The sequence below is a fragment of the Fontimonas thermophila genome (assembly GCF_900113085.1).
Lineage (GTDB): Bacteria > Pseudomonadota > Gammaproteobacteria > Nevskiales > Nevskiaceae > Solimonas > Solimonas thermophila.
In genome coordinates this window covers 254,899-275,924 of sequence record NZ_FOOC01000004.1, presented here as the reverse complement: position 1 = coordinate 275,924, position 21,026 = coordinate 254,899, and the positions used below count along the sequence as shown (strand labels likewise).

General features: G+C 63.6%; 19 protein-coding genes. 2 read left to right on the top strand and 17 right to left on the bottom strand.

The window, feature by feature from the left end; genetic code table 11:
• Nucleotides 1-245 precede the first annotated feature (245 nt).
• The 13 genes from odhB to ccmA form a co-directional block, all read right to left on the bottom strand.
• Nucleotides 246-1,463: a 2-oxoglutarate dehydrogenase complex dihydrolipoyllysine-residue succinyltransferase gene (gene odhB, locus BMZ48_RS06090; protein ID WP_091532931.1), complete on the bottom strand. Its 1,218-nt coding sequence runs from the start codon at nucleotides 1,461-1,463 to the stop codon at nucleotides 246-248.
• Nucleotides 1,464-1,518: 55 nt separating this feature from the next.
• A complete protein-coding gene (locus BMZ48_RS06085; RefSeq protein ID WP_091533009.1) occupies nucleotides 1,519-4,371 on the bottom strand; it encodes a 2-oxoglutarate dehydrogenase E1 component in 2,853 nt (950 codons plus the stop codon).
• A gap of 72 nt (nucleotides 4,372-4,443) precedes the next feature.
• On the bottom strand, nucleotides 4,444-5,346 hold the full coding sequence (gene galU, locus BMZ48_RS06080; protein WP_091532929.1) for a UTP--glucose-1-phosphate uridylyltransferase GalU: 903 nt from the start codon (nucleotides 5,344-5,346) through the stop codon (nucleotides 4,444-4,446).
• A gap of 38 nt (nucleotides 5,347-5,384) precedes the next feature.
• Nucleotides 5,385-6,233 carry a MaoC/PaaZ C-terminal domain-containing protein gene (locus tag BMZ48_RS06075; protein WP_091532927.1) on the bottom strand — a complete coding sequence of 283 codons (849 nt, stop codon included), beginning with the start codon at nucleotides 6,231-6,233 and terminating at the stop codon, nucleotides 5,385-5,387.
• 30 nt (nucleotides 6,234-6,263) lie between these two features.
• Nucleotides 6,264-7,481: a c-type cytochrome biogenesis protein CcmI gene (gene ccmI, locus BMZ48_RS06070; protein WP_091532924.1), complete on the bottom strand. Its 1,218-nt coding sequence runs from the start codon at nucleotides 7,479-7,481 to the stop codon at nucleotides 6,264-6,266.
• Nucleotides 7,478-7,918 carry a cytochrome c-type biogenesis protein gene (locus BMZ48_RS06065; RefSeq protein ID WP_091532922.1) on the bottom strand — a complete coding sequence of 147 codons (441 nt, stop codon included), beginning with the start codon at nucleotides 7,916-7,918 and terminating at the stop codon, nucleotides 7,478-7,480. Before BMZ48_RS06065 ends, ccmI begins: the two co-directional genes overlap by 4 nt.
• Nucleotides 7,918-8,439, bottom strand: a complete 522-nt coding sequence (locus BMZ48_RS06060) for a DsbE family thiol:disulfide interchange protein (protein ID WP_091532920.1) — start codon at nucleotides 8,437-8,439, stop codon at nucleotides 7,918-7,920. The genes BMZ48_RS06065 and BMZ48_RS06060 overlap by 1 nt, the downstream gene beginning before the upstream one ends.
• Entirely contained in the window at nucleotides 8,439-10,406 is a 1,968-nt protein-coding gene (locus tag BMZ48_RS06055) for a heme lyase CcmF/NrfE family subunit (protein ID WP_091532918.1), read from the bottom strand. The genes BMZ48_RS06060 and BMZ48_RS06055 overlap by 1 nt, the downstream gene beginning before the upstream one ends.
• A complete protein-coding gene (ccmE, locus tag BMZ48_RS06050; RefSeq protein WP_091532916.1) occupies nucleotides 10,403-10,900 on the bottom strand; it encodes a cytochrome c maturation protein CcmE in 498 nt (165 codons plus the stop codon). Before ccmE ends, BMZ48_RS06055 begins: the two co-directional genes overlap by 4 nt.
• A complete protein-coding gene (ccmD, locus tag BMZ48_RS06045) occupies nucleotides 10,897-11,019 on the bottom strand; it encodes a heme exporter protein CcmD (protein ID WP_091533007.1) in 123 nt (40 codons plus the stop codon). The genes ccmE and ccmD overlap by 4 nt, the downstream gene beginning before the upstream one ends.
• Before the next feature lie 48 nt (nucleotides 11,020-11,067).
• Entirely contained in the window at nucleotides 11,068-11,814 is a 747-nt protein-coding gene (locus tag BMZ48_RS06040; RefSeq protein ID WP_091532914.1) for a heme ABC transporter permease, read from the bottom strand.
• A 15-nt stretch (nucleotides 11,815-11,829) separates the two neighbouring features.
• Entirely contained in the window at nucleotides 11,830-12,498 is a 669-nt protein-coding gene (gene ccmB / locus BMZ48_RS06035) for a heme exporter protein CcmB (RefSeq protein WP_366450212.1), read from the bottom strand.
• Nucleotides 12,495-13,091, bottom strand: a complete 597-nt coding sequence (ccmA, locus tag BMZ48_RS06030; protein ID WP_091532910.1) for a heme ABC exporter ATP-binding protein CcmA — start codon at nucleotides 13,089-13,091, stop codon at nucleotides 12,495-12,497. The genes ccmB and ccmA overlap by 4 nt, the downstream gene beginning before the upstream one ends.
• A gap of 86 nt (nucleotides 13,092-13,177) precedes the next feature.
• On the opposite strand from ccmA, the gene folD reads away from it, so the two are divergent.
• Together folD and BMZ48_RS06020 are read left to right on the top strand one after the other, a co-directional pair.
• On the top strand, nucleotides 13,178-14,038 hold the full coding sequence (gene folD, locus BMZ48_RS06025; RefSeq protein ID WP_091532908.1) for a bifunctional methylenetetrahydrofolate dehydrogenase/methenyltetrahydrofolate cyclohydrolase FolD: 861 nt from the start codon (nucleotides 13,178-13,180) through the stop codon (nucleotides 14,036-14,038).
• A gap of 84 nt (nucleotides 14,039-14,122) precedes the next feature.
• Nucleotides 14,123-15,268: an acyl-CoA dehydrogenase family protein gene (locus tag BMZ48_RS06020; RefSeq protein ID WP_091532906.1), complete on the top strand. Its 1,146-nt coding sequence runs from the start codon at nucleotides 14,123-14,125 to the stop codon at nucleotides 15,266-15,268.
• Nucleotides 15,269-15,560: 292 nt separating this feature from the next.
• On the opposite strand, the gene BMZ48_RS06015 is transcribed toward BMZ48_RS06020, so the two are convergent.
• The 4 genes from BMZ48_RS06015 to BMZ48_RS06000 all read right to left on the bottom strand — a co-directional run bounded on the left by BMZ48_RS06015 (nucleotide 15,561) and on the right by BMZ48_RS06000 (nucleotide 20,996).
• Nucleotides 15,561-16,496, bottom strand: a complete 936-nt coding sequence (locus BMZ48_RS06015) for an electron transfer flavoprotein subunit alpha/FixB family protein (RefSeq protein WP_091532904.1) — start codon at nucleotides 16,494-16,496, stop codon at nucleotides 15,561-15,563.
• Nucleotides 16,497-16,594: 98 nt separating this feature from the next.
• Nucleotides 16,595-17,341, bottom strand: coding sequence for an electron transfer flavoprotein subunit beta/FixA family protein (locus BMZ48_RS06010; RefSeq protein ID WP_091532902.1), 747 nt, complete (start codon nucleotides 17,339-17,341; stop codon nucleotides 16,595-16,597).
• A 55-nt stretch (nucleotides 17,342-17,396) separates the two neighbouring features.
• Entirely contained in the window at nucleotides 17,397-19,058 is a 1,662-nt protein-coding gene (locus BMZ48_RS06005) for an electron transfer flavoprotein-ubiquinone oxidoreductase (RefSeq protein ID WP_091532900.1), read from the bottom strand.
• 144 nt (nucleotides 19,059-19,202) lie between these two features.
• Entirely contained in the window at nucleotides 19,203-20,996 is a 1,794-nt protein-coding gene (locus BMZ48_RS06000) for an acyclic terpene utilization AtuA family protein (RefSeq protein ID WP_091532898.1), read from the bottom strand.
• Nucleotides 20,997-21,026 lie beyond the last annotated feature (30 nt).

Sequence of the window (21,026 nt, the reverse complement as noted above, 5' to 3'; positions counted from 1 at the left end):
TGGCGCAACGATACACCAAACATTCCGGATCGGATAGCGGATCGCAAACCCAAAGAACCCAGCCCTCCCGGTGTGCGGCTTCTCGCCAAGCTGGCCGCTGCGGTTCATCGCGGATGCGGCGGGGTGACCTCACAGTCACCAGTGTCCTGCACCACGCGCAGACCACGCGCAGGTTTGAAAGCTGCACAAACGCAAACGGGCCCGCCAACGGCGGGCCCGTGGTCAAGCGGCTGGCGCTGCGCGCTTTAAATCTGCAACAGCATTTTGGCCGGGTCCTCCAGGCATTCCTTGATCGTGCGCAGACCGAGCACGGCCTCGCGCCCGTCGATGATGCGATGGTCGTAACTCAGCGCCAGGTACATCATCGGACGGATCTCGATCTGGCCATTGACGACGACCGGACGATCGGTGATCCCGTGCATGCCCAGAATCGCCGACTGTGGCGGATTGAGAATCGGCGTGGACAGCATCGAACCGAAGACCCCGCCATTGGTGATCGAGAACGTCCCGCCGGTGAGATCTTCCATCGTCAGCTTGTTGGCCCGTGCTCGCGCGCCGAAATCTGCGATCGTCTTCTCGATCTCGGCCATCGAAAGCTGATCGGCATCGCGCATGACTGGCACCACGAGTCCGCGTTCGCTGGAAACGGCGATGCCGATGTCGTAGTAGCCGTGATAGATGATGTCGTTGCCATCGACCGAGGCATTGAGGATCGGGAATTTCTTGAGCGCCTCGATCGCCGCTTTCACGAAAAAGGACATCAGGCCGAGTTTGACGCCGTGGATTTTTTCGAAATCGGCCTTGTATTTCGCGCGCAGCTCGGATACCGCTTTGAGATCGACCTCGTTGAAGGTCGTCAGCATCGCCGTGCTGTTCTTGGCTTCGAGGAGGCGCTCGGCAATCCGTGCGCGGATGCGCGTCATCGGCACCCGCTGTTCCTCGCGATTCCCCGGCGCTGCCGCGGTATGTGTCTTCGCCGTTTTGGGTGCTGCTGACGAAGCCTGCGCCGCCGGCGTCGGCTCGGCTTTCCGCTCTTTCTGCTTGTCCGCATAGGCGCGCACGTCCTCGACGGTGAGGCGGCCGCCCTTGCCGCTGCCGGGAATCTCTGCGGCCGACAGCCCCAGCTCGGACAGCAGTTTGCGCACCGCCGGACTCTGCGATTGGTTGTCGGCGGGAGCTTTGGCCGGTGCTGCGGCTGCGGGCGATGCGGTGGATGCAGCAGCGGCCTCGGTCTCGATGATACCGAGCACATCACCGGCCTGAACGGTTGCACCGGCCTGGACACGGATCTCTTTGAGCACTCCGCTCTCGATGGCGGGCACCTCGAGCATCACCTTGTCGGTTTCGAGGTCGAGCAGGTTTTGCTCGCGCTGCACCGTGTCGCCGGCCTTGACATGCCATGTCGCCACCGTCGCCGATGACACCGACTCCGGCAGATTGGGAACCTTGATTTCGATCGCCATGGTCTATCGCTTTCCTTGTTCGTTCGTCGCCCTTCGTTCTGACCGCCTGGCTGTTTTACAGCCGCTTGCCGCCGGTCAGCGCCTCGCGTACCACTTCTTCCTGCTGCATCTGATGCACCTTGAGATAGCCGACCGCGGTGGTCGCCGATCCCTTGCGCGTGGCGTACATCAGCTGGTGCCGCGGGCGCAGATAAGCCGCGAGCCGGTGCTTGATCTGATACCAGGCACCCTGGTTTTCGGGCTCTTCCTGGCACCACAGGACTTCCCGCGCCTTCGGATAGGCATCGAGCGCTGCCTCGTATCCTTCGCGCGGGAACGGGTACAACTGCTCGATGCGCACCAGCGCCACGTTGTCCAATCCCGCTTTCTGCCGTGCCTGATACAAATCGAAATACACCTTGCCGGCGCAAAAGACGATGCGCGTGACTTTGTCGGGATCGAGCGCATCGGTTTCCGGAATCACCGTCTGGAAGCGCCCCTGGGTCAGATCGGCGATGGTCGATACCGAGAGCGGATGTCGCAACAGCGACTTGGGCGTCATCACGATCAGCGGCAGGCGGCGCGAACGCTTCATCTGCCTGCGCAGCATGTGAAACATCTGCGCAGGTGTCGACGGCACACAGACCTGCTGGTTGTTCTCGGCGCATAGTTGCAGGAACCGCTCGAGGCGCGCCGAGGAATGTTCCGGCCCCTGGCCTTCGTAGCCGTGCGGCAGGAAGGTCACGAGCCCGCACAGCCGCCCCCATTTCGCGTAACCCGAAGAAATGAACTGATCGAACATCACCTGCGCGCCATTGGCGAAGTCGCCGAACTGCGCCTCCCAGATCACCAGGGTTTCGGGGTCGGTCGTCGAATAGCCGTATTCGAAACCCAGCACGCCCAGCTCCGACAGCAGCGTGTCATTGACGACGAAACGGGAGGGCTCCGATGTCAGATGACTCAGTGGCGTGTACCGCGCACCGGTCTTGTAGTCATGCACGGTGGCGTGCCGGTGGAAAAAAGTGCCACGTCGCGCATCCTGACCGGACAGGCGCACGGAGAATCCCTCGTTGATCAGCGAGGCATAGGCCATGGTTTCGGCAAAGCCCCAGTCCATCGGGATCTCGCCGGATGCCATCTTCGCGCGATCCTCGTAAATCTTTTCTACGCGCGGATGCAGAGTGAAACCCTCCGGCAGCACGAGCAGCTTGCTCGACAGGCTGCGCAGCGCCTCCAGAGTGATCGTCGTATCGACCGGCGTATTCCATTCGCCCTGGTGATACTTGGCCCAGTTCACCGTGTGCTTGTTGCCGACGAGTCCGAGCGTCACGCGTGCGATGTTTTCGCCCTTGTCGAGCCCTTCTCGGTAACGCTGCGCCAGGACCTCGACCTCACCCTTGGGTAGCACGCCCTCTTCTTCCAGCTTGCGCGCATAGATGGCGAGCGGCGTTGGGTGATGCTTGACCGCCTCGTACATCAGCGGCGAGGTCACCGACGGCTCGTCGGCTTCGTTGTGTCCCCAGCGGCGGTAGCAGCAGATATCGACGATGACATCCTTGTGGAATTCGTTACGGAAATCCATCGCCAGACGGGTGACGAAGACCACGGCTTCCGGATCATCTCCATTGACGTGGAACACCGGCGCCTCGAGCATCTTCGCAAGATCGGTGCAGTAGCGCGAGGTGCGCGCCTCCTGCCTTGGCTTGGCTTCGATGGGATTGGGCGTCGTAAAGCCGATCTGATTGTTGACGATGATGTGCAATGTTCCGCCGGTGGCATAGCCGCTGGCTTCCGACAGCTGCAGCGTCTCCATGACCACACCCTGTCCGGCGAAAGCGGCGTCGCCATGGATCAGCACGGGCACGATCTTCTGGCCGATCTCGTCGTTGCGGCGCGTCTGACGCGCCTTGACCGAACCCTCGACGACCGGATTGACGATCTCCAGATGCGAGGGGTTGAACGCAAGCACCAGATGCAGGCGCTTGCCGCCGACTTCGACGTCGGTGGAAAAACCCATGTGGTATTTGACGTCGCCGGCTTTCTTGAGATCTTCCTCGCTGTATTTGCCCTCGAATTCGGCAAACAAATCCTTGGGTGACTTGCCGAGAATATTGACCAGGACGTTGAGGCGGCCGCGGTGGGCCATGCCGATGACGATTTCCTCGACATCACGCGCGGCGCAGGCATGGAGGACTTCGTCGAGCGCCGGGATCAAGGCATCTCCGCCCTCCAGAGAAAAGCGCTTCTGACCGACGTATTTCTTGTGCAGATAGCGCTCCAGACCTTCGGCGGCGACGAGCTGCTTGAGCACTTCGAGCTTGCGTTCCGCGGTGAGCTTCGGCTGGAAGGCTGCCGGCTCCAGGCGGCGCTGGATCCAGCGTTTCTGTTCGGTTTCGGTGAGATACATGTACTCCGCGCCGATCGTATCGGTGTAAACGGCGCGGACGATGCGGATGATCTCCTTGAGCGGCAAACGGTCCTGCCCTGCGGCGAGGGTGCCGGTGTTGAAGACCGTGTCCATGTCTTCGGGGCCCAGCCCATGGAAGGCCGGGTCGAGATCGGGCACGCGGGGGATCGGCGTGAGCCCCAGTGGATCCAGCTTGGCGGCCTGATGGCCGCGCACACGGTAATAGTTGATCAGGCGCAGCACGGCCGCCTGCTTTTCCGCAGCGCGGGCATCGAAACCAGCCTCGGCCGCGACGACACGCCGGGGTTCGCGCGCCAAGCGCTCGAAACGAGCGATGACCTCGCTGTGCGGCGTCTCGCGCGGCGCGTTCTGATCCTGGATCAGGCGGAAGTAGGCGCGCCAACTCGGATCGACCGATTCCGGATCCTCAAGGAAACGCTCGTAAAACGCCTCGATGTACGCGGCGTTGGCGCCGTGGATCGAGGAAGATTCGATGAAGCTCTGATACTTACTCTGCGTCATGAAGGTACGTCCTGCGCCAGCGGCCACTGGCAGCGTCAATGCAAAAGAAGCATCGAGTCTCCACGGCTGCCGTCAGGCTTTGGGTTTTCTGTCGCCCGACTTCCAGTCGGCAGTCAAAGCCTCGAGGTAGGCGCGGAAATCGTTTGCCAGCTCGGGATGCTTGAGCCCGTATTCGACATTGGCGCGCAGATAGCCGAGCTTGGAGCCGCAGTCATACCGCGTGCCTTCGAATTCATAAGCGAGCACGGTCTGCTCCTGCAGCATCGCGCTGATTGCATCGGTGAGCTGGATTTCGCCACCCGCACCACGCGGCGTGCGCTCGAGCAGCTTGAAGATGCGCGGGGTCAGGATATAGCGACCGACCACGGCCAGATTGCTCGGCGCCTCAGCCGGCTTGGGCTTTTCGACGATCCGCCGGATCTCGGACAGCCCGGGGCCGACCGGATGGGTTTCGACGATGCCGTAGCTGCCGACTTCTTCCTTGGGCACGCGCTGCACGGCGAGCACACTGGTTCCGTACTGCTGATAGACACGGTGCATCTGCGAGAGGGCCGGTTGGAGGCGGCCGTCGATCAGATCGTCGGCGAGAATGACGTAGAAATCCTCGTCGCCGACGGCCGGCCATGCACAGAGCACGGCATGGCCGAGACCCAGAGCCTCGGCCTGGCGGATGTAAATGCACGTGACCCCTGGCGGCACGATGTCGCGCACTGCCTCGAGCAGTTTTTCCTTGCCACGGCCCTGCAGTTCGGCTTCCAGCTCATAGGCCTTGTCGAAGTGATCCATGATCGAGTTCTTCGAACGGCCGGTGATGAAGATCAGCTCCTGGGCTCCCGCGCTGATCGCCTCCTGGACTGCATACTGGATCAGTGGCTTGTCGACGACCGGCAGCATCTCCTTGGCGCTAGCCTTGGTGGCCGGCAAGAAGCGGGTGCCCAGACCCGCGACCGGGAAAACTGCTTTGCGAATGCGCATGTCCGCCCCCTTTGCGATGCGTTTAGTTTACCAGACCCTCAGCGCAGCGCCCCGGTCAAATGGATCTTGTCGGAGCGGCTCGACAGCAGCGCGAATGCAAAACCGTCCTCCTCGCGCGTGAACCGGAGCGCGACACGGCCCGGCAGAAACAGCGGTTGCTTGAACTGCACCGACAGTGCCTGCGGTTCATGCCCGAGTTCTGGCTGCAGCAGCGCGGCACAGCGCGCCAGTGACCACATGCCGTGGGCGATGTGGCGCTTGAAGCCGAACAGCTTGGCCGGCAGCGGTGCGAGATGGATGGGGTTGTAGTCACGGCCGACGCGGGCATAGCGCCGGCCGATGTCCGCCGGCGCGGTGAAACTGCGGTAATCGGCCAGCGCCGCCGGTGCTGGCGCAGGACGCGGCACCTGGCTCTTGGGTCCGGGGATGCGGTGCAGAATCGTGCTGGTCTCGGTCCATACGGGCTCGCCGCCGCTGGCCACCTCGGTGAGCAGGTCGAACTCGATGCCCTGGCGTACTGCCCGGGACTCGCCGATGCGCACGTGCACATCGAAGCGCTCGTCGGCGCGTAGCGCACGGCTCTGGCGGATGTCGTTGCGGATGTGCACAAGACCCAGCAACGGGAACGGGAATGGTTTTTGTGTGAGCAGATGCAAATGCAGTGCACCGGCCATCACATGCGGAAAGGTGATGGGCAGGGTCTGGCTCTCGGCAAAGCCGCAAACCTCGCGATAATCGGCCAGATGCCGGCCATCGATCCCGACATCGCACACCCGAACCTCCAGTGCAGGCAAGACCGGCTGCCCTTGGGGGCGCCGGGTCAGTGTCGTCGCGGCCTTCAGGTACAGACGTTGGGCATCGGGAATCTGCGAGAGCGTTTCGGTCATAACGAATCCTCAGACAAAAATCGTTGGCGATCACGGCAAACGGCGATCGATGCGCACTGTCACGGGCTGTCCGGACTGCGCGCGATCGATCAGGACACGGCCTTCCAGATCACCGGACTGCGCCTGCGGCATGCCGCTACGGCTGATCCGGGCAACAACCTCCCAGCGATCGGCACTGGACAGCTTCACGCCGGGGGCCATCGCATCGCGATCATCTAGCGTCACACGCAGCGGCAGGGCATCTGCCCGCAGGCGCCGCACGGCAAGCGGCGGACCCTGTGCATCCGGCCGGCGCGCCAGTACATACAGCGTATCGCCGGAGCTGACTGCGCTTGTCAGTGCGGGGTCGAGGTGGACATCGAGCGTCAGAACTGGACCGGAAGATACAACGGCCGCCGGCAGTTCACGGCCGGCGAGCCGCGCGAGCTCGGGCAGGCGCGCGTCCAGTACACTGCGGAAATCTTCGGGCAGATCGGTGTCGCGCAAGGCCAGCCAGCGATCGAGCGCGACACCATACTCGCCCGCCTGCGCGGCGGCGAGGCCGGCATACCACAGAGCCTTGGGATGGCGCGGATCGACGGCCAGCGCGCGTTCGAACAACATGCGCGGCATGCCCTGCAGATCGTGATCGCCTTGCAGCAGAAGACGGGCCTCAGCCTCATCGGCCAACCAGCTTGCATTGGGCGCGGTGCTGGTTAGCCGGTTGGCCCGCTCGTAGGCCTCGACGGCGCCTGCATACCGGCCAAGCACCTGGTATGAACGGCCGAGCATGGCCCAGCCCTGCGCATCCGCGGGTTCTTTTTCGAGCCGCGTTTGCAATCGCTGCACCATGCTATCGATGGCCAGGCGCTGGGCAGCCTCGGGATCACGCCGTGCTTCGGCGATCCAGCGCGCCAGCTCGCGGCTATCGCTGAAGTAGTAACCCACGGCGGGCAGTGTCACGATCAGGACCGTACCGAGAGCGGCAAACCCCCACCGCCGGCGCGCCGGCACGTGCTCGTGATCCTCGTTTTCGGATGCGGCGTCTGCCAGCAAACGCAGCGCCGCCTCGTCGCGCAGCGAGGCAGCGGCATCGGCCGTGATCGTGCCGGCCTCGACCTCGAGCTCGATTTCCGCCATCCGGCTGCGATAGGCCGCGACGTTGAGCGAGCGCCGCCGCAGTGCCATGCGCTCGCCGCCCACCCACAAAGGCCACAGCGCGATCGCGGCCCCGAGCAGGACGATTGCCGCCATCCACACGCCGCTCATCGGGATTCCTCATCGAGCAGTCGGCGCAAATGCTCCCGATCCGGCTCGCCGCCGGGCGCTGCCCGGGTGCGACGGCGTACAAAGATGCCGGCCACCGTCAGCGCGAGCGCCAATAGCAGAAACGGTCCGAGCCACAGCAGCCAGGTCGTGGGCTTGAATGGCGGGCGGTAGAGCACGAAATCGCCATAGCGCGCGGTCACGTAGCTCCGGATCTGGTCATCGCTGTGTCCAGCGAGGATTTGCGTGCGCACTTGCTCGCGCAAATCAGCGGCAAGCGGTGCGTTGGAATCGGCGATCGACTGGTTCTGGCAGACCAGACAGCGCAGCTCACCGACCAAGCGCTGATAACGCTGGGCCTGCTCCGGCGTGAATGACGCATCCTGCGCCGCGGCGTACACAGCGGCGATGAGTCCGAGCACGAACAGCCCAATACGCATCAGCCTGCTCCACCTGCCAGCAATGGCGCGATTTTCGTACGCCAGGCTTCTTCGTCGAGTGGGCCGATGTGCTTGTACACAATGATGCCCTGCGCATCGAGCACGAAGGTCTCCGGCACACCATAGACACCCCAGTCCAGACCGGCGCGACCTTCAGTATCGGCGGCAATGGTGCGATACGGATTGCCGTGGCGTGCCAGCCAGCGCAACGCCTCGGTGTCGGTGTCTTTGTAATCGATGCCGACGATCTCCACTCCCCGGCGCGCCAGCTCCATAAGGAACGGATGTTCCACCAGACAGCCTGCGCACCAACTCGCCCAGAAATTCACCAGCAGCGGCCGACCGCGCAGCTGTTCCTGCGTGTAGGGGGTCTGCTCGCCGAGCAGGCGCAGCGTAAACGCCGGTGCCGGCTTGCCGATCAGCGGCGATGGAATCTGTCGCGGATCATGCTGCAGCCCAAACGCGAACAAAAGCACGAGACCGACCAGAACCAGTGCCGGCAGCAGGTAGCGGATGCGCATCAGGCCGGCACTCCATCGATCCGCGCGGCTGGATGCGCGGCCCAACGGGCCAGCCGGTAGCGGCGGTCGCTGGCCGCGAGCAAACCACCGATGGCCATCAATACGCCACCCAGCCAGACCAGCCGCATCATCGGCTTGAAATAAATCCGCAGTGCCCAGTCACCGCCCTCCAGTGGCTCGGCCAGGGCGACATAAAGATCGCGCAATGGCGTGTGATCGACGGCGGCTTCGGTCATCACCGTGCCCTGCGCGCGGTAACGGCGCCGCTCGGGCTTGAGCCGGGCGATGACCTCTGCATCACGCGTGACCACGACCAGCGCCTGATCGGCGTCATAGTTGGGGCCCGGGCGCGGCGTCACGCTCTGCAGCTCGAAACGATACGCCCCCACCTCGGCGCTCTGTCCGGGCCCGAGGCGGACATCGCGCTCGATGTGATAAAGCGTCACGAACGTCAGACCCAACACCCAGACGCCGAGCCCGATGTGCGCAACGGTCATACCCCAGACCGCGCGCGGGATTTGCGCGATCCCACGCCTGCCGCGGGCACGCCAGCGTCGCCAGGGTTCCTCGCAGGCCATGATCAGTGTCCACAGGGCAAGAAATGCGCCCGCAACCGCCGCAGGCTGAATGTGCCGATGCAACAGCCACGGCAGACACACCCCCACCCCCAGGGCGATGAACAAAGCCAGGCGGATACGCGGCCAGACCTCCGGCCAGCGTGCGCGTTTCCAGCCAACCGCCGAAGCCAGCCCAACGAACAGCACCAGCGGCGCAGTCAGCGGGATGAAGACCGCATTGAAATACGGCGGCCCGACGGAGATCTTGCCCAGACCGAAGGCGTCGATGACCAGCGGATAAAGCGTCCCGATGAGCACCGCCGCGGCGGCGATGACCAGGAACACGTTGTTGAGCAGCAGCAAGCCCTCGCGCGACAACCACTGCAACTCGCCATCCGCCGCAAACCGCGGGGCACGCCAGGCATACAGCGCAAAAGCAATGCCGAGGACCACGGCCAGAAACGTCAGGATGAAGACGCCGCGCGCCGGATCGGTGGCAAAAGCATGCACCGAGACGAGGACGCCCGAGCGGACCAAAAACGTGCCGAGCAGCGACAGCGCGAATGCGAGAATCGCGAGCAGCACCGTCCAGGATTTGAGCAGACCCCGCTTCTCGGTGACCGCGAGCGAGTGGATCAGCGCGGTACCGACGAGCCAGGGCATGAACGAGGCATTCTCCACCGGATCCCAGAACCACCAGCCACCCCAGCCCAGCTCGTGATAGGCCCACCACGAACCCAGCGTGATACCCAGCGTCAGAAACAGCCAGGCCAGCGTCGTCCACGGCCGCGTCCACCGTGCCCAGGCAGCATCGAGACGGCCGCCGATCAGCGCGGCGATCGCAAAGGCAAAAGCCACCGAAAAGCCGACGTACCCCATGTACAGCAAAGGCGGATGGATCACCAGACCAGGATCTTGCAGCAGGGGATTGAGATCACGTCCGTCCTCCGGGACCGGGAATATGCGATCGAATGGGTTCGAGGTAAGCAGAATGAACAGTAAAAATCCGACGGCCAGCGCACCCAGCACGGCCAGCACCTGGGCCTGCACGTCGGCGGGCAGGCTGCGGCTGAACAGCGACACCGCCGCCGACCAACCAGCGAGTATCAAGACCCACAGCAGCATCGACCCCTCGTGCGCTCCCCAGACTGCGCTGATCCGATACATCAGCGGCAGTTGCGAATGAGCGTTGGCGGCAACATAGGCTACCGACCAGTCGCGTTCGACGAACGCCCAGGTCAGGCACGCATATGCGATCAGGATCAGCACGAACTGCGCCTGCGCAGCAGAAACCCCGACCGCCATCAGGCGCGCATCGCGTCGCCACACGCCGACGAAGGGAAACGTGCCCTGGATGATCGCCACCGCAAGCGCGGCAAGCAGCGCGAAATGACCGAGTTCCGGGATCACGACTGGCTCGGCCTATCGGCAATGGCCGGACGGCGGCCCATCACCGGCCGGGAAAATTCCGCGCAGGAATGGCGGCCATCTGCCGCCACCAGCTTCTCGGCCAGCTCGGGCGGCATGTAGTTTTCGTCGTGTTTGGCGAGGACCTCGTCGGCCATGAATACCCCGTCGGGTCCGACACGCCCCGTGGCGACGATCCCCTGCCCCTCACGAAACAGATCGGGCAGGATACCGCTGTAACGCACCGGCACCGATTGCTCGCAGTCGGCAACCGTGAAGCGCACGTCCAGACCCTCCCCACGCTGCAGAGTACCCGCGACGACCAGACCCCCAAGCCGGATCTTGGCACCGGCCGGCACCGCCTGCGCAACGAGATCGGTCGGGGTGTAGAAATACATCATGTTTTTCCGGAAAGCCGTGAAGGCCAGCGCTGCGGCGACGCCGATTCCCAACACCAGCGCGGCGACCGCAGTCATCCGTTGCTGCCGTTTCGTCATTCGTCCAGTTCCGCTTCGAGAATGCGGCGCCGCCGGCTGCGCGGCGCCCACCAGTTCCACGCCAATACCATGGCTGTGAAGCCAAAGCTGCCCCAGACATAGGGCGCGTATCCGCTCATGTGCCAGAACTCAGCCATCGTCCCGCCCCGATCGGTGCAGACCCTGGTTCATCGCCCCGGTTCCCCGACCCTGAGCTCTCTGACCCATTGCGTGCCGCGTTCGCGCCACAGCAGTTCGTTCTGAACCCGGCGCAGGATCGCATAGCCGCAAAACAGAAGCGTGCCCGCGACGGCCGCGTACAGCGGAATCGCCATCTCCAGGGCGATCGATGGCTTGCCGAGCTTCATGATCGTAGAACCCTGGTGTAGCGAGTTCCACCATTCCACCGAGTATTTGACGATCGGCACGTTGACGACACCGACGATCGCGAGCAGCGCGCAGGCGCGCGCCCCGGCGCGTGGATCGTCGAACGCCCGGTAGAGCCCGATCACCCCCAGGTAAAGGAACAGCAACACCAGCTCTGAGGTCAGGCGCGCATCCCAAACCCAGTAGGTACCCCACATCGGCTTGCCCCACAACATGCCGGTGACGAGCGCCACCACCGTCATACTGGCGCCCACCGGAGCGGTCGCAACCAGCACGCATTCGGCCAGCTTCATGCGCCAGATCACGGCCACGGCACCGGCAAGTGCCATCAGCGTGTACAGCGACAAGGACACGGCTGCCGCCGGAACGTGCACGTAGATGATGCGGAATGCGTCTTTTTGCTGGTAATCCGGGGGCGCAAAAACCAGCCCGCCGATCCAGCCCCAGGCGAGCAAGACCAGGGCAGCGACACCGAGCCACGGTGCCCAGCGCTCCGCCAGCCGGAAGAAAAACGGCGGCGAGGCGAGACGATGGAACCAGGTCCACATGCGTTGATCGCGGGGTCAGTCGAAGGCGTTGCGTAAGGCTGCGCTGGCGACCCCGGGCACGAGACTCAGGGACAACACCAGAATGGCGGCCAGAAAGTATAACGGAGCCTGCGCGTCCAGGCCCTCTTGCGCGGCGCGCACGGCGCCGGCGCCGAAGATCACGACCGGCACGATCAGTGGCAACACCAGAACCGGCAGCAAAAGCCCTGTGCGCGGCAAACCGACGGTGAGCGCCGCCACGAACCCGCCGAGCGCGCTCAGACAAGGGGTTCCGAGCGCAAGCCCCGCCACCAGCGTCGGCACGGCGGTGCCGGACAGACCCAGACCGACGGCCAGCGGCGCCGCCAGCATCACCAGCGGCAGACCGGTCAGCAGCCAATGCGCGATGAACTTGGCCAGCACCAGCGCATACAGCGGCCCCGGCGCAAGGCACAGTTGCTCGAGCGTGCCGTCCTCATAGTCAGGCCGGAACAGGCGCTCCAATGTCAGCAGCGCAGCAAGCAGCGAGGCCACCCACAGGATGGCCGGCGCATAGACGCTGAGCGCGGGATCGTGGGCCTTGCCTCCCAGACCGAACAGCGTGACGACGACCAGCAAAAAGAAGGGGGGCATTAGCCAGTCGGTCTTGGCACGCAGGGCCAACCGCAGCTCGCGGGACAAAAGCGCCTGCACCGCGCGCATCACATCATCCCCCGTGCGAGTTCGATCTCGCGTACCGACGGCAGATTCGCCGGCAGGGCCTGGTGACTGGTCATGACCACCAAACCACCGGCACGTACGTGTGCCGACAGCAGTTCCCCGAGAATGGCGATGCCGTCGCGATCGAGCCCGTCCAGCGGCTCGTCGAGCAACCACAGCGGCCGCTGTACGAGCAACAGCCGTGCGAGCGCGCTGCGCCGCTTCTGTCCGGCGGAGAGCATGCGCACGGGCCGCCGCCGTGCCGCAGGCGGCAACCTCATCCGTTCCAGCGCCGGCACGACCCCGGCCGCATCGACGCCGTTCACGCCACACCAGAATTGCAGGTTCTCGATCGGGCTTAAGTGCGACGCCAGCGCGTTGCGATGACCGATCCAGTGCAGCGGCATGTCCTCGGGCTCGCGGCGAATGCCCTCTGCCGGACGCAGACCCGCGAGCATCTCCAGCAGCGTGGTCTTGCCACTGCCGTTGGCGCCGCGTACATGCAGCAACTCGCCGGACGTCACGGCGAGATCGAGCGTTGGGACCAGTACACGGTCGCCGCGTCGGATACACAAGGCTTGGATCAGCAATCGGGTCACAGTATTTCCGCCGGTGGGAAGCCGCGTAGTGTACGGGCAGCGCCGTACAATATGCGTCTTCCCTTCAAAGATCCGGATCCCCAGTCTTGAGCGCCCAATTGATCGATGGCAAAGCCGTGGCCGCCGCCGTCCAGGATCGCGTCCGCGCCGGTGTGGCCGAACGTTTGCAGCGTGGTCTGCGCGCACCGGCGCTGGCCACCATTTTGGTCGGCAACGACCCTGCCTCGGAGGTTTATGTTCGCAACAAGCGCCTGACCTGCGAAAAAGTCGGCATCCGCTCGGTACCCCTGCATTTCGACGCGTCGGTGAGCGAGGATCAATTGCTCGATGCGATCGACGCTCTGAACGCCGATGCGTCGATTGACGGCATTCTCGTGCAGCTACCGCTGCCGGCGCACATCGATGCAACGCGGATCACCGAGCGCATCCTGCCGACAAAGGACGTCGATGGCTTTCATCCCTACAACCTCGGCCGGCTGGCGCAGCGCAAACCCTTGCTGCGACCGTGCACGCCCTATGGTGTCATGGAATTGCTGCGCTCGGTCGGCGAAACGTTCAAGGGCCGCACCGCCGTCGTCGTCGGCGCGAGCAACCACGTCGGCCGGCCGATGATGCTCGAATTGATGCTCGCCGGCGCCACCGCAACCTGCTGCCACCGTTTCACCGCGAACGTTCCCGGCGAAGTCGCACGGGCTGACATCCTCGTCGTCGCCGTCGGCAAACCGGGGATGATCCAGGGCGAATGGGTCAAGCCGGGCGCGACCGTGATCGACGTCGGCATCAACCGGCTGCCGTCCGGCAAGCTCGTCGGCGACTGCGACTTCGAATCGGTACGCGCGCGCGCGGGTTGGATCACACCCGTGCCGGGCGGTGTCGGCCCGATGACCGTGGCCATGCTCATGGTCAACACGCTGCAGGCAGCGAACACCACCCCGGGGCAGCGGTAATCATGATATCCGAATGACAAATCCTGATCGAAGCGTTTATCTTGCGTGCCTAGGCATTTTGCGCCGGAACGTACGGTAATCCAAGTGACCGCAAAGCATCCGTTCTATACCGAGGAACACGAAACCTTACGCCGCCAGGCGCGACGTTTCGTCGAGCAGGAAATCATCCCCCACGTCGATCGCTGGGAGGCCGCCGGTGAACTGCCGCGCAGCCTGCATCGGGCTGCCGCCGCAGCGGGGCTGTTGCAAATCGGCTTTCCCGAAGCCTACGGCGGAATCGAAGTGCCCGACCTGTTTTACCTGATCGTCCTGACCGAGGAACTGGCGCGTGCTGGCAGCGGCGGTGTCATCGCCAGCCTGATGTCGCATGGCATCGGCACACCGCCGATCGTCCATGCCGGTACGCACGAGCAAAAGCAGCGCTTCGTCACCCCCGTACTCGCTGGAGAAAAAATCGCGGCACTGGCGATTACCGAGCCCTCCGGCGGATCCGATGTCGCCAATCTCAAAACCCGCGCTGAGCGCGACGGCGACCATTACATCGTCAACGGCTCGAAGACTTTCATCACCTCCGGTATGCGCGCCGATTTCATTACCACGGCAGTGCGCACCGGCGGTCCGGGCATGGGCGGTATTTCATTGCTCGTCATCGAAGGCGACATGCCGGGGCTGTCGCGTTCTCCGCTGAAGAAAATGGGCTGGTGGTGTTCGGATACGGCCACACTCTACTTCGACCATGTCCGCGTCCCGGTCGCCAACCGGATCGGTCCCGAAAACGCCGGTTTCATGGCGATCATGATGAACTTCAACCAAGAGCGCATCATGCTCGCAGCACAGGCTTACGCGCTGGCCTGCGTCTGTTACGACGAGGCGCTGGCCTATGCGCGCCAGCGCGAGACATTCGGCAAGCCACTGATCAAAAACCAGGTGATCCGGCACAAGCTGGTGGACATGCGGATGCGCATCGAGGCTGTCAAAGCCCAGCTCGAAATGCTCGCCTGGCGGGTCAGTCACCGACAAATGCCCGTTGCCGAGGTGTGCATGCTCAAGAACTTCGCGACGATGAGCCTGGAATGGATCGCCAACGAGGCGATGCAGATCCTCGGCGGCGCCGGCTATCTGCAAGGCAGCAAGGTGGAGCGGATCTACCGCGAAACCAAGGTTCTGTCGATCGGCGGCGGCTCGCAGGAAATCATGAAAGATCTCGCGGCCCGCCAGATGGGGTACTAGAAAAACCTCGCCGCCGCCACACGGGGCTTGAGTCGCGGTCGGCGGCAGCTCCCGCACCCACGCTCGCCCGCCTGCGGCGGACTCGCGACACCGTGTCGCTGCCGCACCGCGAAACCAGGCTTCTGTCGATCGGCGGCGGCTCGCAGGAAATCATGAAAGATCTCGCGGCCCGCCAGATGGGGTACTAGACGAAAAGACCTCGCGTCCCCAAGGGGTGATTGGAAGATGATTCGGACATAAAAAAAGCGCGGAGGAAGACCTCCGCGCCTGGGGTGAGCCACCGCGCGCGGTGTCAGAGCTTTTGCGTCAGCTCGGGTACGATCTGGAACAAGTCGCCGACAAGGCCGAAGTCAGCGACTTCGAAGATCGGCGCCTCGGGGTCTTTGTTGATCGCCACGATCGTCCGCGCGTCCTTGATGCCGGCCAGATGCTGGATCGCGCCCGAGATGCCGATCGCAAAATACAGCTCCGGAGCGATGATCTTGCCGGTCTGTCCGACCTGCATGTCGTTGGGCACGTAACCGGAGTCGACGGCAGCCCGCGACGCGCCAACGGCCGCACCGATCTTGTCGGCGAGCGCATAGATGATTTTGAAATTCTCGGCGCTGCCGAGCGCGCGGCCACCCGATACGACCCGAGCGGCCGACTGCAGGTCGGGGCGTTCCGACTTTTGCGCCTCAAGCTTCACGAAGCGCGTATGGGAGGGCAGCACGGCGTCGATCTTGACCGTCTCGATGCTGGCATTGCCGGTGTTGCCGACGGCCTGGAACGAGGCCAGCCGCACCGTGGCGACAACCGTGCCGGCCGGAGCCTGCACCGTCGTGATGGCATTGCCGGCGTAAATCGGCCGATCGAAGGTCGAAGGACCATGCACGGCCATGACGTCGCTGACTTGCTGCACATCGAGCTTGGCGGCGACACGCGGCGCGAGATCCTTGCCGAACGTCGTTCCCGGGAACAGCACGTGGGTATAACCGGACTTGGCCAGTTCCACCACCTGTGGCGCCAGCAGCGCAGCAAGCGGCTGCGCGTTGGCGGGGTTGTTGACGGCCAGCACCTTGTTCACACCGTCGAGCTTGGCGGCTTGGGCCGCGACAGCGGCGGCATCCGCAGCAAATACGGCGACGTGGATCTCACCGCCGATGGCCTTGGCTGCAGCCACGGTCTTGGCGACACCGCTGTTGAGCTTGCCCTCGGCGTGTTCGGCAACAATCAGAATCTTGCTCATCGGTTCATTCCTTGTTGGAGTCGTCGCGCCCGCACCATCGGCAACCCGGCGTTTGGGGATGTTGCTCCGGGATGTCGCGTGCAGGGCAGAACGTCGGTTTACAGAAGCCCCTTGGCCTTGAGGGCAGAGACCAGCTCATCGACGGTCTTGACCATGACCCCCTTGGAGCGGCTCGGCGGCGGCACGGTCTTGGTCGTCTTGATGCCGGCAGCGGGGCTCACGCCGAGATCGGCGAAGGTTACGGTCTCGATCGGCTTCTTCTTTGCCTTCATGATGTCCGGCAGTTTCAGATAACGCGGCTCGTTGAGGCGCAGGTCGGTGGTGATCACCGCCGGCAGATCGACTTCCAGCGTCTCCAGGCCAGCATCCACTTCCCGCGTCACCGTGGCCTTGCCGCCATCGATCTCGATCTTGGACGCAAACGTCGCCTGGGCGATGTCGAGCAAGGCCGCAACCATTTGCCCGGTCTGATTGGCGTCGTCATCAATGGCCTGCTTGCCACACAAAAAGAGCTGCGCCCCTTCTTTTTTCATCGTCGCGGCCAGCGCCTTGGCAGCCGTCAGCGGCTGCACCTCGCCCTCTTCCTTGATGTGGATCGCCCGGTCCGCACCAAACGCGAGCGCGGTGCGCAGCGTCTCTTCGTTTTTCGCGCCACCAATGGTCACGGCGACGATCTCGGTGATCTTGCCCTTCTCCTTCAGACGCACCGCCTCTTCCATCGCGATCTCGTCGAAAGGATTCATCGAGTGTTTGACGCCATCAGTGACGACGCCCGATCCGTCGGACTTCACCTGGATACGGACGTTGTAGTCCACGACGCGTTTGACGCTCACGAGTGCTTTCATCGGCTCATCTCAGTTGCGAAACACAAAAGTCACGGCCCCAGAAATCGCCGGGGTCTCACATATTGGCGTAATTGGGCCCGCCTCCGCCCTCGGGCGCAACCCAGTTGATGTTCTGCGCGGGGTCTTTGATGTCGCAGGTCTTGCAATGCACGCAGTTCTGCGCGTTGATCTGGAAGCGCTTGGTATTGCCTTCGTCGATCACCTCATAGACACCGGCCGGGCAGTACCGCTGCGCCGGTTCGGCATACAGCGGCAGATTCTTTGCGATCGGGATCGACGGGTCCTTGAGCTGCAAATGGACCGGCTGATCCTCCTCGTGGTTCGTGCTCGACAAAAACACCGAGGACAGCTTGTCGAACGACAGCTTGCCGTCCGGCTTGGGATAAGCGATCGGCTTGCATTCAGATGCGAGCTTGAGTGCGGCATGATCCGGCTTGAGGTCGTGCACAGTCCACGGAAACTTGCCGCCAAACCAGTTTTGCTCGATGTAGTTGATGGCACCACCGATCAGCGCGCCGAACTTGTGCAGCACCGGACCAAAGTTACGGCTGCGGTAGAGTTCGTCGTACAGCCAGCTCGCCTTGAATTTCGCCGGATAGCTCTCCAGCACCTCACCGCCTGGATTTCCAGCAAGCAAGGCCTCGGCGACCGCTTCGGCGGCGATCATGCCGCATTTCATGGCCGTGTGGCTGCCCTTGATCTTGGCGAAATTGAGCGTGCCGGCATCGTCGCCGATCAGCATGCCACCCGGGAACACCAGGCGCGGCAAGGCGTTGAGACCACCCTTGACGATGGCGCGCGCGCCGTAGGCCGTGCGTGTACCCCCTTCGAGATACTGCCGGATCACCGGGTGATGCTTGAAACGCTGGAATTCATCAAAGGGTGACAAGTACGGATTGGAGTACGACAGATCGACGATCAGGCCGACGTAAACCGTGTTGTCTTCGAGGTGATACAGAAACGAGCCTCCCGTCGCATCGGTACCGAACAGACTCAGGGGCCAGCCGGCTCCGTGTACGACGAGCCCTGGCCTGTGTTTGGCCGGATCGATGGTCCAGATTTCCTTGAGGCCGATTGCATAATGCTGCGGGTCGGCATCCCTGGCCAGTTCATACCGGGCGATGAGCTGTTTGCCGATGTGACCACGGCAGCCTTCCGCGAACAGCGTGTACTTGGCGCGCAGCTCCATGCCCGGGGTGTAGTCGGGCTTGTGCGTGCCATCGCGCGCGACGCCCATGTCGCTGAGGATGACGCCCCGAACCACGTTGTCCTCGATGATCGCCGTCTGCGCGGCGAAACCGGGATAGATCTCCACACCGAGCGCCTCGGCCTGCTGCGCCAGCCAGCGGCACAGGTTCGCCAGCGAGATGATGTAATTGCCCTCGTTGTGCATGGTCTTGGGCACAAACAGGTTGGGCATCTTCAGCGCGCGGGTGGCGCCCGTGAAGAAATAGATCTCGTCGGCGGTGACCGGGGTTTTCAGCGGTGCGCCCTTTTCCTTCCAGTCCGGGAACAGTTCGTTGAGCGCGCGTGGTTCGAACACCGCGCCGGAGAGGATATGCGCACCGACCTCGGAGCCCTTTTCGATGACGCAAACGCTGATCTCTTGGCCGGCGGCCGCCGCCAGTTGTTTGATCCGGCACGCCGCCGAAAGACCTGCGGGGCCGGCACCGACGACGAGGACGTCGTATTCCATGACATCGCGTTCTACAGACATGCACGCACTTCCTGGCAGGCCCTGAACGGGCGCTCGGGCCGAGTCTGAGGGTTAAAGGGGTGCAAATTGTAGTCGACGCGGCGCCAAACCGCAGCGCTGGCGTAACACAACTGGCTGGCGCAACGGCCAGCGCATCGGCGTTGCTTACAGCTGCGCCGCCAGGGCACGCGGCACCGGTACCGGGAACTCCAGCAGCATCTGCGCAAAAGTCTTGCCTTGCGGATCGGTGCGCAGCGAAGCCGCGCCACCTCCGCCGAGCGCGTGATACAGCATGAAGTTCAAGCTGTGCGTCCCCGGCAGACGCCAGCGCTCGACCCGTCCCTGGGCGCCACCGGCGAGTACGTGGGCGAACCATTGGCGCACGGCCGTAGTGGACAGCGCCGCCTCGATATACGGCAGGTAATCAGGTGTGCGCGCGATGACACCGATGTTGGCGTGGTCACCCTTGTCGCCGGAACGCGCGAGCGCGAGCTTGATCAAGGGCACGTGGACCGGATCGGCAATCTCCACATCCGGATCGATCTGTGGCTCCGGCGGAGGCGGGACGAACCCGCCTTGGCTGGGCACGGAAACGGCAAAGCGCTCAGTCCCGACGACGACTTCGATGGGCACCTGCGCCTTGGGCACCAGCGTCGAAAACAGCTTCGGGATCATATGCGGCTCGGGCCGTCCGCTGCCGAAATAGCCGGTAAATCCCGGCGCCATGCCGGTTGCCGCTTGCGCGATCTCGCGGGCGAACAGCTTGAGCGCCTTGGGATTTGCATGCTGGACCGCGATCTTGACGACGACCTCGCGCGTCGCCGCGGCTCCGGGGCGTGCATGCGGGCCGTAGCTCTCCTCGGCGCCAATGCAATGGATATCGACACCGCTGAAATCGCCGAGCCGCGCAGCGAGCAGCTGCCGACGGACTTTCTCGACAATCGCCGTCGCCGACGCCCGCCCCTTTCTTGCGGCATCGATGCCGCCGATCATGAACAGCGCCGCGCAGCGCATGCCGGCCGGGTAAGTCGCGCTGACTTTGTAACGATCCGTGGGCGCCTGTCCGCGCGCACCACGCACTCGCACGCGGTTTTCACCGACCTGCTCGAGACGTACCTGCGTGAAATCGACGGCGACATCCGGCAGCAGATACGCGCGTGGATCGCCGATCTCGTAGAGCATTTGTTCGAGCACCGTGTGTACGGAAACGAGTCCGCCAGTGCCGTGCGGCTTGGTGATCTCGAACGTACCGTCTGCGAAGACCTCGGCAATCGGAAATCCCATGTCGGCGTAGCCGTCCGCGACCTGCTCCCAGTCGGTGAAATTGCCGCCGGTGCACTGCGCGCCGCATTCGATGATATGGCCGGCGACCGAACCGGCAGCGAGCTTGTCGTATTCGTTCTCTTTCCAGCCAAACGCGTGAATCATCGGCCCGAGCGCGACGGCCGAATCGACACAGCGGCCGGTGATCACCACCTCGGCACCGGCATCGAGCGCACGCGCGATCGGAAACGCCCCCAGGTAAGCATTCATCGACACCAGCGTCGGCGGCATCCGCGCACCGGTATCGATCTCCACACAATCGGAAAATTCTTTCTTGCGCGGCAGCAAATCGTCGCCCAGCACGACACCGACACGCAGGTCGATACCGGCCTTGGCCGCAGCATCTTCGAGCGCCTTCTTGCAAGCCAGCGGATTGACGCCGCCAGCATTGGCGACGACCTTGATGCCGTTTGCCTTGATCTGCGGCAACAGCGGTGCCATCACATGTTCGACGAAATCCGTCGCATAACCCTCGTTGGGATCTTTCATGCGCTTGGCGGCGAGAATCGACATCGTGATCTCGGCCAGATAGTCGAAGACCAGATAGTCGATATTGCCGCGCTCGACCAGTTGCGCGGCGGCGGTGTTGGTATCGCCCCAGAATGCGGAGGCGCAACCGATGCGTATCGTCGTCATCGTGAGTTCCCGTAATCAGGATGACCGGGC

Excerpts from the sequence above, each read along its gene's own strand:
- odhB (WP_091532931.1), bottom strand. The coding sequence starts at position 1,463 with ATGGCGATCGAAATCAAGGTTCCCAATCTGCCGGAGTCGGTGTCATCG.
- BMZ48_RS06085 (WP_091533009.1), bottom strand. The coding sequence starts at position 4,371 with ATGACGCAGAGTAAGTATCAGAGCTTCATCGAATCTTCCTCGATCCAC.
- galU (WP_091532929.1), bottom strand. The coding sequence starts at position 5,346 with ATGCGCATTCGCAAAGCAGTTTTCCCGGTCGCGGGTCTGGGCACCCGC.
- BMZ48_RS06075 (WP_091532927.1), bottom strand. The coding sequence starts at position 6,233 with ATGACCGAAACGCTCTCGCAGATTCCCGATGCCCAACGTCTGTACCTG.
- ccmI (WP_091532924.1), bottom strand. The coding sequence starts at position 7,481 with ATGAGCGGCGTGTGGATGGCGGCAATCGTCCTGCTCGGGGCCGCGATC.
- BMZ48_RS06065 (WP_091532922.1), bottom strand. The coding sequence starts at position 7,918 with ATGCGTATTGGGCTGTTCGTGCTCGGACTCATCGCCGCTGTGTACGCC.
- BMZ48_RS06060 (WP_091532920.1), bottom strand. The coding sequence starts at position 8,439 with ATGCGCATCCGCTACCTGCTGCCGGCACTGGTTCTGGTCGGTCTCGTG.
- ccmE (WP_091532916.1), bottom strand. The coding sequence starts at position 10,900 with ATGACGAAACGGCAGCAACGGATGACTGCGGTCGCCGCGCTGGTGTTG.
- ccmD (WP_091533007.1), bottom strand. The coding sequence starts at position 11,019 with ATGAGCGGATACGCGCCCTATGTCTGGGGCAGCTTTGGCTTCACAGCC.
- BMZ48_RS06040 (WP_091532914.1), bottom strand. The coding sequence starts at position 11,814 with ATGTGGACCTGGTTCCATCGTCTCGCCTCGCCGCCGTTTTTCTTCCGG.
- BMZ48_RS06015 (WP_091532904.1), bottom strand. The coding sequence starts at position 16,496 with ATGAGCAAGATTCTGATTGTTGCCGAACACGCCGAGGGCAAGCTCAAC.
- BMZ48_RS06010 (WP_091532902.1), bottom strand. The coding sequence starts at position 17,341 with ATGAAAGCACTCGTGAGCGTCAAACGCGTCGTGGACTACAACGTCCGT.
- BMZ48_RS06005 (WP_091532900.1), bottom strand. The coding sequence starts at position 19,058 with ATGTCTGTAGAACGCGATGTCATGGAATACGACGTCCTCGTCGTCGGT.
- BMZ48_RS06000 (WP_091532898.1), bottom strand. The coding sequence starts at position 20,996 with ATGACGACGATACGCATCGGTTGCGCCTCCGCATTCTGGGGCGATACC.